The sequence below is a fragment of the Pseudomonas sp. KB_12 genome, assembly GCF_052114545.1.
Lineage (GTDB): Bacteria > Pseudomonadota > Gammaproteobacteria > Pseudomonadales > Pseudomonadaceae > Aquipseudomonas > Aquipseudomonas brassicacearum.
Window position 1 is genome coordinate 86,011 of sequence record NZ_JBFREY010000020.1, and the last position, 10,516, is coordinate 96,526.

Annotated in this window: 10 protein-coding genes and 1 pseudogene; 3 read left to right on the forward strand and 8 right to left on the reverse strand. The window is 59.3% G+C overall.

The window, feature by feature from the left end; genetic code table 11:
- Position 1 precedes the first annotated feature (1 nt).
- The 5 genes from AB4Z20_RS17885 to AB4Z20_RS17905 form a co-directional block, all read right to left on the reverse strand.
- Positions 2-622 (reverse strand): lysophospholipid acyltransferase family protein, encoded by a 621-nt coding sequence (locus tag AB4Z20_RS17885; RefSeq protein ID WP_214512525.1) that lies wholly within the window; start codon positions 620-622, stop codon positions 2-4.
- Between the two features lie 165 nt (positions 623-787).
- On the reverse strand, positions 788-1,243 hold the full coding sequence (locus AB4Z20_RS17890) for a hypothetical protein (protein ID WP_253469763.1): 456 nt from the start codon (positions 1,241-1,243) through the stop codon (positions 788-790).
- On the reverse strand, positions 1,233-2,576 hold the full coding sequence (locus tag AB4Z20_RS17895) for a phosphatase PAP2/dual specificity phosphatase family protein (protein ID WP_442090331.1): 1,344 nt from the start codon (positions 2,574-2,576) through the stop codon (positions 1,233-1,235). Before AB4Z20_RS17895 ends, AB4Z20_RS17890 begins: the two co-directional genes overlap by 11 nt.
- Positions 2,576-4,333: a bifunctional alpha/beta hydrolase/class I SAM-dependent methyltransferase gene (locus tag AB4Z20_RS17900; protein WP_442090332.1), complete on the reverse strand. Its 1,758-nt coding sequence runs from the start codon at positions 4,331-4,333 to the stop codon at positions 2,576-2,578. Before AB4Z20_RS17900 ends, AB4Z20_RS17895 begins: the two co-directional genes overlap by 1 nt.
- An 11-nt stretch (positions 4,334-4,344) precedes the next feature.
- Complete coding sequence (locus AB4Z20_RS17905) at positions 4,345-4,968, reverse strand: CDP-alcohol phosphatidyltransferase family protein (protein WP_024619064.1); 624 nt, start codon at positions 4,966-4,968, stop codon at positions 4,345-4,347.
- Positions 4,969-5,379: 411 nt separating this feature from the next.
- Here AB4Z20_RS17905 and AB4Z20_RS17910 point away from each other — a divergent pair, with 411 nt between their 5' ends.
- From AB4Z20_RS17910 to AB4Z20_RS17920, 3 genes and pseudogenes are all read left to right on the forward strand, one after another.
- On the forward strand, positions 5,380-5,787 hold the full coding sequence (locus AB4Z20_RS17910) for a DUF6088 family protein (RefSeq protein ID WP_003205962.1): 408 nt from the start codon (positions 5,380-5,382) through the stop codon (positions 5,785-5,787).
- Positions 5,788-5,899: 112 nt separating this feature from the next.
- Positions 5,900-6,730 (forward strand): annotated as a pseudogene (locus AB4Z20_RS17915) (nucleotidyl transferase AbiEii/AbiGii toxin family protein).
- 102 nt (positions 6,731-6,832) lie between these two features.
- Positions 6,833-7,291 carry a GNAT family N-acetyltransferase gene (locus tag AB4Z20_RS17920; RefSeq protein WP_442090333.1) on the forward strand — a complete coding sequence of 153 codons (459 nt, stop codon included), beginning with the start codon at positions 6,833-6,835 and terminating at the stop codon, positions 7,289-7,291.
- 110 nt (positions 7,292-7,401) lie between these two features.
- Here AB4Z20_RS17920 and AB4Z20_RS17925 read toward each other — a convergent pair whose 3' ends face one another.
- From AB4Z20_RS17925 to AB4Z20_RS17935, 3 genes are all read right to left on the reverse strand, one after another.
- Positions 7,402-7,830 (reverse strand): hypothetical protein, encoded by a 429-nt coding sequence (locus AB4Z20_RS17925; RefSeq protein ID WP_258689482.1) that lies wholly within the window; start codon positions 7,828-7,830, stop codon positions 7,402-7,404.
- Between the two features lie 17 nt (positions 7,831-7,847).
- Positions 7,848-8,264, reverse strand: a complete 417-nt coding sequence (locus AB4Z20_RS17930) for a hypothetical protein (protein WP_258689481.1) — start codon at positions 8,262-8,264, stop codon at positions 7,848-7,850.
- Positions 8,261-10,516: RHS repeat-associated core domain-containing protein (locus tag AB4Z20_RS17935; RefSeq protein ID WP_442090334.1), on the reverse strand; the 2,256-nt coding region annotated here is incomplete at its 5' end. The genes AB4Z20_RS17930 and AB4Z20_RS17935, both read right to left, overlap by 4 nt.

Genomic DNA, 10,516 nt, shown 5'->3' on the forward strand with positions numbered 1-10,516 from the left:
GTCAGACGTGCTCCGGGGCCAGTGCCAGCAGCGCGGCGCGGCTGCGTTCAAGAAATTGCTCTTTGCTTTCACCTTCCTCGATGCACAGCGGCGCACCGAAACTGGTGGTGCACAACAGCGGCAGAGGCAGGACGCGGCCTTTGGGCATGACGCGGTTGAGGTTGGCGATCCACACCGGGATCACCTCGACCTCGGGGTGTTTTTTCATCAAGTGATAAATTCCGCTCTTGAAGGGCAACAGGCCTTCCTCCGGATTGCGTGTGCCTTCCGGGAAGATGATCAGCGAGTCGCCGTTTTCCAGCGCATCGAGCATCGGCTGCAATGGGCTGTAGGAAGGATCCTTGCGCTCACGGTCCACCAGCACGCCGTTGAACACCCGGTTGATGATGTAGCGACGCATCGGGCTGGTTTGCCAGTAATCGGCCCCCGCTACCGGGCGGGTGAGCTTGCGCAGCGCCGGCGGCAGCGAGGCCCAGAGCAACACGAAGTCACCGTGGCTGCTGTGGTTGGCGAAGTAGATCCGTTGCACCGGCGTCGGCGCGCAGCCGAGCCACAGGCTGCGAGCGCCCGTGACCATGCGGGCGGCGGAGGTGATGAGGTTAGCGACCACGGGTTCGAACATGAGGATTCCTTGTCCTGAGAAACATAAGCATAACTGTGGCGAGGGAGCTTGCTCCCGCTGGGCTCTTGTAGGAGCTGTCGAGCGAAGCGAGGCTGCGATCTTTCCACAGCCCATTGAGTCGAGAGCAGAAGATCAAGATCAAAAGATCGCAGGCTTCGCCAGCTCCTACATACCTGAAGCTAACCAGGGACTGGCCAGGATGAAGCCCAGCACCAAGACAACTTGTATGGCCAGCAACCGCGATTGCCGACGCAGCAGCAACAACGCGCCGTGCCGGCGTTCGGTCCAGAGACGGCCGGCACGTGCGGCCGGTTGCAGGCCCAGCGAGGTGAGGGCCTGGTCCAAGGTATAGGTGCGTTCGGCCAGGGATTGGGTGCTGTCAGCCATGCGCTGGAACAGATCGGCATCGAATGCCACGCGCAGCGCCCAGTATTTCTCCAGCACGCCGAGGACGATCAGTGTGGCACTCAACAGCAGCAACCACGGATCGATAACGCCCACCAGCCACTGCCCCAACCCCAGCAGCGCCCCAAGCAGCGTCAGCCCGGTGGACAGCTGGTCCAGCGAATGCCCCCGGCGCAACAGGCTCGCCACGGTGTGGAGCTCCATATCAGTGATCATGGACATTCCCCTGTGCTGTGGATAACTGCTCCAGCGCGCGACGGTGTGCCGCGTGCAAGACGATACGCGGCCGAGCGCGCTGGATTTGCACGATTGCCGCGTCAACGTTCGCTGCCCGCCCACTGTGCAACAACCAGGCAACCACCGCCGTGGCGCTGCGCGAATAACCCAGGGCGCAGCAGACCAGCACCGGACCGTGCTGGCGCAGGCTTTCGATGGCCTCTGCCGCTTTCAGGCATTGCTCGGCGGTCGGTGCGGTCAGGTCGAGCACCGGCAATGAGCGATAGGCAACGCCCGTGCTGTCCATGGACAGTTCCGCGCAGAGGTCGAGCACGCCGGTAAACGCGCTGTCCTTCAACTCCATCGGCGTGGGGATTCGCCCCAGCCAGACGTTATCCGCCACTTGGTCCGGCTGCGGATGCTTGCGCGTCCAGCTGCGCGAATTGATCCACGCCGCCGCCAGGTAGGGCGCCAGCAACCAGCGCGCCGCCGGACTCAAGCGGCCGTCGGCACGCTTCTGGAAACCGTCGGCACCGAACAGCAGGTAATTCAGCGCCACCACGAGCACCGCGACCGCCGGCCAGATCAGCCAGAGCCACGCGCCGCCGAAGGCAAACGCCGGGATGAACAGCGCCGCCGCGCCCACGCCATAACGCAGGGCCAAGCGTCGGCGGGCAGGATCCGTCGCCAGCCGCGCACTCAGCAGCGGACTCGGACGGTCCAGCGGCCACAACCAGACACACAGCCAACCGGCCAACGCGCCCGTGGGCAGGTCAATGAAGTGATGTTGATAAGTGGTCAGCACCGACACGCCGATCAACGCGAACCAACCGTGCATCACCCAGCGCCAGAAGCCCTGCAGATGCCGCTGATAGCAGACCCACAGCACCACCAGCAACGCGATGTGCAGCGACGGCGCCTGGTTGAACGGCTTGTCGAACCCCGCCAGCACTTCGAACAACCAACCAAACACCCCGTCCATTTCCGGGCGGGGGAAGGTGAAGCGCAACGGCCAGAGCAAAAAGCAACTGACCGCAATCACCTGCGCCGTAAGCAGGCGCAAGGCGTGGCGCTTGAGTTCTTCGCGGCTGGTGGGCAGCAGCAAGGACAGGCCGTACAACACATCGATCGACCAGTACGGCACGATGGTCCAGGCCATGAACGGCATGTGGCTTTCCCAGGCGAACACCAGCGTGCCGACGTCGTCACGCTGGGACGTGACCCAGGTGGCGAAGCCATAGGTGGTGAAGAACAGCGGCGCCAGCAACAGCAGCCACAGCACCGCCGGTTTCAGCAGTGCGGGCTCGCGGGCCGGGGCGATGACGGCGCTCATTACTGCACTCGCTGGGCCAGCGAAACGCTGAAAATGCCCCATTCATCGACCCGCAGGGTGATCTTGCGGAAGCCCGCCGCCTCAACCAATTGATCCATTTCCGCCTGGGTGCGTCGACGCATCACCCAGGCCTGACCTGCGCGGTGGCTGGTGAGGGCGCGGGCGATCAGTTCCAGTTGCGGGTGCCACGGCTGGCCGGTGTAGACCAGGAAACCGCCAGGCTCCACAGCTTCGGCCAGGCCGGCGAGGGAACCACCGACCAGTTGGTTGTCGGCAAACAGCTCGTACAGGCCCGATACCACGGCGAGGGTGGGTTTCGGCTCCAGCGCCGCCAGATCCTGGCGGTCGAAGGCATCGCCTTTGACGAATCGGGCGATATCGCCCAAGCCTTTTTCCGCGATCAGCGCACTGCCGTCGCGCACGTTGATGTCGCTGTAGTCGCGCAGCAGGATCGACTCGGGCAACGGGCTGACGCCTTGCAGTGCTTCGAGAATGTAGCGGCCATGGCCGGCGGCGATGTCGACGATGCGCACCTCGCGGTCTTGGGCACGCAACTCGGCCATCGCCAGGCGCAGCAGCTCCTCGACGTTCAGCTTGCGCTGGCGAATGCCGCGCCAGCCGATGGAGTTCAGGTAGTTCTGGTCAATCATCCTGCCCAGCGCCGACGTGCCGGTGGGGCGGTTGCGGTAGACGTAATCCAGGGTACTGCCGGAGTCGAACCCGGTGTCGAAGCCCAGCTTCACCCCAGCCGACAATTTGCTGCCAAAGCGCATGCTGGCGCGGGTCATGCGCCAGTAGAGGTCGCGCAGCGAGTTGTGCGGCAGCGGCGTGGCCAGGGTTTCGGCTTCGGCGCAGGTCGCGCCCAGGCGATCGGCGTCCAGCAGGGAAGGGCGGTCCAGCGGTCGGGCAAAGTTCTGCAGGATGAAGCGGCGGGCACTGGCAACGGCCGGCGCGCGGTTCTTCTCACCGAGGGTGTCGTGGAAGAAGCCCGGCAGGATGTGTTTCTCTTTGTGCAGGCTGCCCAGGCGCTCGAAGAACTGCTCCTGGGGTTTGCGGTGCACGACAAAGTCCGATCCGGAGATCAACAGTTGCGTCGGCACCTGGATCGCCTGGGCATCGGCCACCACGCGGTCGGCGGCTTCGTACAGGCCCAGCAGCACGTTCACCGAAATGGCCTTGGTGATCAACGGATCGCTGTCGTAGGACGCCACGCGCTCCGGGTCATGGCTGAGGAATTTCGCCTTGACGTAGCTGTTGACGAAGAAATTGCCACGGAACTTGCGCATCAGCGCCAGGCCCGAACGGGCGAACGGCACGTAGAGCTTGACCTTGAACGCCGGCGACGCCAGCACCAGCGAGCGAATGCGCGGCGCGTAGTCGTGGACCCAGGTGGACGCGATCACCGCGCCGACGCTTTGTGCGACCACGGCGATGTTCGCTTCGTCGATCTGATGCGCCGCGCCGATGTGATCGCAGAAAGTCTGCACATCCCGGGCACTGGTGGCAAAACTCGGGCTGTCGCCCCGTTCGCCAGGCGACTGGCCATGGCCGCGTGAGTCCCAGGCAAAGAAGTCGAACCCGGGCAGGTCCAGTTCATCCACCAGGTGCGCAATGCGCCCGGAGTGTTCATGACCACGATGAAACAACAACACAGCCTGGCGGGGCTCACCCGCGGCCGCGTCGACAGCCGGCCAGTGCCGGTAGAACAACTCCACGCCATCGTGGGTGGTGAACGTCAGTTCCTGGGCTTCGCGCATTGCAAGTTCCTTTATGCTGAGGGAGCGTTTTCCTTCACTTGGCCCAGGCCATGACGGACCCGATTGACCAAGGTATAAACCAGCAGGGCGGCAACTACCGCCATCACACCATCGACCCAGAGCGCCCCGAGCCAACCCAGGGCAATGCCGGTCGCCAACACGCCCAACACAAAGGCGCGATCACTCTTGCCCATCGGCCCGTCATAGCGCCGCGAAGCCCCCACCATTGCCCCGAGCACGCCGGCGTATTCGCTGAACAACGCCAACAGCGTGACCAACAACACGAGCAATAGACTGGAATCGGCAAACAGGGCAAAAGGCAGGATCAGGGCAGCGTCGGCGATGATATCGCATAGCTCATTGAGGTAGGCGCCCAGATGCGATTGCTGGCCAAACTCCCGCGCCAACATGCCGTCCACGGCATTCAACGCCATGCGCAGGAACATCCAGATTGGTACCAGGACGAAGATCCACGGATGGTTGGCAAACCAGGCGATGACCGCGCCGACCAATACCGAAACGATGCCGGCGAGCACCGTGACCTGGTTGGCGGTGACACCGTTGTTGTAGAGGCGTTGGACCATGGGGCGCAGCAGGTTTTGAAAGGCGGGCTTGAGTTGGTAGATGGAGGGCATCGGGGTGAGATCTCGGCCGGTTGCGGGGCTGGGCTTATACAGGTGCGAGATTACGATAGGTTGAGGGCTTGCAGGCGGGTATTTCTCGAGAATGAGCGCGGATAGGCATCTAAAACCAGTGATCTGTGCAAGAAATAACCAATGTGGGAGCGAGCTTGCTCGCGAATGCGGTGTTTCAGTCAACCTCAATGGCGGCTGACCCACCGCATTCGCGAGCAAGCTCGCTCCCACAGGTTTTGTGCCTGAAATGAATTGTGCGCTGTGCATGCGATCCTGTTTCAAGGCTGCATTGGCCGATGTTTTGACTCTGATTTATACTGAGCGAGCTATGAGCACTATTTGTATTTAAATCTCCTTATAAAACAATCTGTTGAGAGTTAATTTTTGTTAGGTGCTGCCGGGAGGTAAGCCATGGTTATCGAAGAGCGGCTTAAAAGATCAATCGCCTTGCGAAAGGACGATGTGTTTCTACGCTCCGAGTTTTCCGACTTCGGCAGCCCCGCGCAGGTATCCCGAGCGCTGCGTCATCTGGTGGCCAACGGTGTATTGGTCAAGCTCGGCGTGGGTGTCTTCGCAAAGGCCAAGGCCAGTGTGCTTACGGGCAAGCCGATACCGGTTCGCCCCCTTGAAGTCTTGGCACCTTTGGTTCTGCAAAAGCTTGGCGTGAAGATCACGGCGGGACGCGCAGTGCGTGAATACAACGCCAGCGATAGCTTGCAGCTACCCGCCGGCATCGTTTTTGACACAGGTTCACGGCGTATTAATCGCAAGCTCGGCTTCGGTGGTCGGTACGTCGTTTATGAAAATCATCACGCCTGAACAGGTCGAGTTAATCGATGCGGTGTTGGCTGAGGTCGATGTCGGGCTGCTTACGGCTAGCATCCTGGAAAAAGACGTCCACGTGACGGATGCTTTGCAAGCTCTGATGGGGATGCGGTTTCCAGGTGTTCGCCTGGTGTTTTGCGGCGGCACAAGCCTGTCGAAGGCTTACCAACTGATCGAGCGTATGTCGGAGGACGTCGACTTAAAGATCGTTTTGGACGAGCCTGATGCGTTAAGTGCCTCGGCTCAGAAGCGGCATCTCAGCACCCTGAAGACTCAGGTTTGTCATGTCCTCGCCGAACTCGGTTTCGAGGAAATAGTGGAAGCGTGTGTTGCCCGGAATGAAAACCGATACTTCGCCAGTCGTTGGCAATATGCTCCGCAATACCCTCACGACACCAGTTTGCGCCCTTATCTAAGCCTTGAGCTGACTGCGCGAATCCCATAGTTTGAAGTGACTCAGCAGCCGCTGGAGTACCTGGTCAATCGACTCGCCGCCAGGTCTGGGCGATTGGGTGATATTGCCTGCGTAGCGGTTGAGGAAACGCTTGCGGAGAAAGTCATTTCGTTTCTTCGCCGCTACGCCCAACACCAAGCCGGAGCCATGCTCCAGCCGTGGGACGATACGTTGGTGCGGCATATCTATGATGTTTACTGCATAAGCCGTGGCGATCTGGCTGTCGGCGAACGAGCCGCTCTCGGTTTCAAACGTCTGGTGGAGTTTGATGCGCTCGAATTTGGTCGGCAGTTTCCTCCATTTGCTGACGATCCGGGAAATGTCATGCAGTGCGCTCTCCATCAGGCGAGTTCGGATGCGCAGATTCGTAGCCAGTATGACGCGAAGCTCATGCCGCTGATTTTTGGCAATGTCCGCCCGAGCTTTGATGAAGCTTATGTTGTGTTTCGTCTGCACGCCGAAGCGTTGATTCGGACGCTGTAACACTCTCGGATCATAAACGGGTTAACGGACCCTGCTCGCGGGTGTCTTCTTTCGAGCAAAGCGGGTCAGCAGCCGGCTGACTAAATACAAGGAGTGTTTCAAATGCTGCAGATGGATTGGCTTACTAACCATATGGATAAAAGCGACCAGATGGCCGAGTGGCTCCATCGGGAATTCAGTTATGAGTTCGCCCAGCAATCCCTCGCCAGTTGGCAGCAGGAATTCACTGCGGGGCAGCACGATGGCCGCTGGAAGTGCCTGATCGCCATGGAACACGACCAGTTGCTCGGCGGCGCTTCACTGGCCAGCCACGACCTGCCTGACCAGCCTGAGCTGGGCCCGTGGCTGGCGTGTGTATTCATCACCCCAGAGGCTCGACGCAGAGGGCTTGCGGCGCAGTTGATCGAAGGCATCTGCAGTCATGCGCGAGAGGCTGGAATCATCACCTTGTTCCTGCACACCCACAGCCAACGTGATTATTACGCCAAGCTGGGTTGGGACGTGCTGGAGCGTTTTGAGGCTTGGGGGGAAGAGCAGTGGCTTATGGCGCGGTGTTTGTGATTGCGGTATGTGTGCTCCCCCCGGCATGCAATGGCATAATTTTTTACGCGGTTAGAGTCCTACACTTGAGAATTCACGTGCATAATGAACCATCAATATCATTGCAGGTGTCACGAGTCTTCGTGTAGAGATAGCAGCCATCGCTTGTGATAATCTAGCTGAATGTTAATGTCGGTGACTAAATTTTTGTCCTCGTAATCAAAGATTTGGACTATGTTCTCCCTGCCTGCGGCTTTGCCCCAAGAGACTTCGTAAGCTACTAGTCCGCTAGCCATTTGCGAGCACATACGCGAAGGGTAGACGTTGATTTTCGAACCCTTGCACAGAAATTTAATGTTGGGGAAATCTTGTCGTACCTTGCCGAGGCATGTGTAGTAATCAAGGCCTGTGTATGTTTTCTCTGATTTTCCAGGAATTTTTACTGTCAGAGCTATATCTCCTCTGTCGTATTCAAGAGTTGCGTGATTGATTTTTCCGTGAAGCTCAATAGTTATTTTTTTGGCGATCATTTTATGGGATTGCCTGCCGGAAGTGCGCATCAGTAAACTGTCCCTAGCTACTCTGCGTCCATAATTTTTCTATACTTGTCGAAAATGACCTCAGCGTGATCGTCGCCCGAGATAAGGTTTTCATAAAATAAGTTATCAGTAGCCCATTCAAAAAAAACTAACTGGGTTTTGTTTCTTCCGGTATTGGTCACTTTAAAGTTGAGCTGCCAGTGGGATGAAAGGCGTCCGTCAGTGATTTTGAAGAAGTCTGCTGCAAGCGGTATTGGGTACTCATCGTACTCATCAATGCAGATGTATAACCAAGGGCAGTTGTCTCGAAACTCCACCCCATAAACAATATATTCTTTGCCGATCACGAGATTCAACTCACCATCGGGGAAGGATATATATCGCTTCAGACGGGCAGCTGTTTCTGGCGTCAGAGCGCTACTACTTAGATTGTTCAATATGCATGTGGCTTTCATTTCTCAAAAATCCCAGGTGGTACCGAGGGGTCATTGCCCCATGGCTTTATGTCGTCGGTACTGTGCTTTTTAAATTTAAAGTCCATCAGTTTGCCTGTGCTCGGGTCACGAACATAATGCACTACGGAGTCATTCCTGTTTTTTGATTTTACTTTTAGTTCCATTTTCTCCATTTTGTAGTAATTTGGATCGTCTAGTTCTTCAATAATTACAAGGCCTTTGTCCGCTTTCGCAGACTCTAGGGCCATCTGGTCTTGGATACTTTTAGGGTGCCGACTCCATTTGTCTGGTTTTGGTGGTGCCGGAGGTGGTGGAGATCCCTCATCCACCCCGACTTTAGCCGCCGGATCTTGCTCCCCAACCGCCGGCTTTTTACACCCATCATTCCCCGGACAATCCACCAACCCCAACGGATCCACCCACCCCGTCGGGTTCAGGGTGTAGCGATAGGCGTTAAGCCCTCCCTTGAGCTTGCTCGGATCCGCCGTCAGATACCGCCCTGTCTCCGGATTGTAGTACCGGTGCCGGTTGTAATGCAGGCCGCTTTCCCGGTCGTGGTACTGCCCTTGGAAGCGCAGCGGTTGCTCCAGTCGCTTGCCGTCGCCGTGCAGCAGTCCGGTGAGTTTGCCGTAGCCGTTATAGCGCGCCGCCCAAACCACTTCACCTTGGTGGCTGGTCAGTTCCTGCGGTGTGCCGAGGTGGTCGAGGTGGTAGTAGAACGGCGTGGCTTTTTCCGGACCTTCGCCTTCGAGCAGTGCGAGGGGGCGGAAGGTGCCGGGCTCGTAGACGTAGCTTTGGTAGTGGCTGTTGCTGCTTTCGGCGATGACTTGGTCGCCTTGCCAGATGAATTCGGTGGTCTGGCTGTCCACGGTCTTGCTGATGCGTCGGCCGAAGGCGTCGTAGCGGTAGGACGTTTCGTTGCCGTCCGGGGTGGTGACGCCGATCAGGCGGTGCTGGCTGTCGTAGCGGTACTCGGTAATTAGGCACTGGGCTTTGCCGCGGCGTTCGCGAGCTAGGTTGCCGTAGGCGTCGTAGTCGTAGTGGCGGTCGCCCTCCATCAGCAGGCGGTTGCCCTTGAGGGTGGTCGGGCCGGGGCGGTCCATCATCAGCAGATTGCCCGCTGGGTCGTGGGCGAAATGTTCCGGGGCTTGGCTGTGGGTGTAGTCGATGCGCAGCAGGTGATCTTGCGCGTCGTACTGGTAGCTGCGTCGGTTTCGTGTGTCGGACAGCGCGGCGAGGTTGCCATTGGCGCTGTAGGAATAGTCGCGCCAGAAAAGTTGTTGCTGCTGGGTTTGCCACACGGTCTGGGCTTTGAGGCGACCCTGTTCGTCGTAGGTGTAATCGCTGAGCAGCAGGCCTTGCTGGCGTTGCCGTTCGCGCCCGCCTTTGTAACGGTGTTCGGTCAGGCACGTGCCGTTGAGGTCGATGGCAAACAGCGCGCCGCCCGGTGCGTGGCGGTAGTCGAGGGTGCTGTGGTCGGGCAGGCGGCAATGGATCAAGCGGCCAACGCTGTCATATCGATAGCGCAGGGTGGCCCAGCCCTGGTGTTCGACGACGAGCCGGTCTTGCGCGTCGTATTCGTAGGCCAGCGGCCAGTGGCCGTCGTCGACGCTGACCAAGCGTCCGAGAGCGTCGTAGCGGTAATCGATCGTCGCGCCGTCCGGCAAGGTTTTGCGCAGCAGGCGGCCGGCGGTGTCGCGTTGGTACGCGGTGATTCGTTGATTGCCATCGGCGCCAAACTCGGTTTTTTTCAGCAGGTGGCCGTTGAGGTCGTAGGCATAACCGGTGCGCTGGCCGTCGAAGCCGGTTTCCTGTCGGATCAGTCCGCCGGGCGTGTAGTCCAGCTGATATTTTTCGCCGGATTCGTTTTCGATTTCGGTCAGCAACAGCCGCGCCGAGTCGTAGCGGTATTTCAGCTCGCTGCCGTCGGGGTTGAGGCGGCGGCTGATCAGGTGCAGGTCGTCGGCGTATTCGTAGCGGGTCAGACGCCCTTGTTCATCGCACTCGGCGGTGACCTTGCCGTAGGCGTTGTAGCGCCAGGTCCGGGTGGCACCGTTGGGCAAGGTCACCTGCAGCAGGCGGCCGACGGCGTCCCATTGGTAGTGCGTGAGCGCGCCGTGTTCGTCCTGGCGGCTGAGTAAACGCCCCAGGGCGTCGTAGGAAAAACACCGGCGACTGCCGTCGGGCAGGATCTCTTCGGTCAGTTGGCCCAGGCGACTCCAGGTGAAGCGATGTTCGCCGCCGTCCGGGTC

Coding starts and splice junctions, on each gene's coding strand:
- AB4Z20_RS17885 (WP_214512525.1), bottom strand. CDS start 622: ATGTTCGAACCCGTGGTCGCTAACCTCATCACCTCCGCCGCCCGCATG.
- AB4Z20_RS17890 (WP_253469763.1), bottom strand. CDS start 1,243: ATGATCACTGATATGGAGCTCCACACCGTGGCGAGCCTGTTGCGCCGG.
- AB4Z20_RS17895 (WP_442090331.1), bottom strand. CDS start 2,576: ATGAGCGCCGTCATCGCCCCGGCCCGCGAGCCCGCACTGCTGAAACCG.
- AB4Z20_RS17900 (WP_442090332.1), bottom strand. CDS start 4,333: ATGCGCGAAGCCCAGGAACTGACGTTCACCACCCACGATGGCGTGGAG.
- AB4Z20_RS17905 (WP_024619064.1), bottom strand. CDS start 4,968: ATGCCCTCCATCTACCAACTCAAGCCCGCCTTTCAAAACCTGCTGCGC.
- AB4Z20_RS17910 (WP_003205962.1), top strand. CDS start 5,380: ATGGTTATCGAAGAGCGGCTTAAAAGATCAATCGCCTTGCGAAAGGAC.
- AB4Z20_RS17920 (WP_442090333.1), top strand. CDS start 6,833: ATGCTGCAGATGGATTGGCTTACTAACCATATGGATAAAAGCGACCAG.
- AB4Z20_RS17925 (WP_258689482.1), bottom strand. CDS start 7,830: ATGCGCACTTCCGGCAGGCAATCCCATAAAATGATCGCCAAAAAAATA.
- AB4Z20_RS17930 (WP_258689481.1), bottom strand. CDS start 8,264: ATGAAAGCCACATGCATATTGAACAATCTAAGTAGTAGCGCTCTGACG.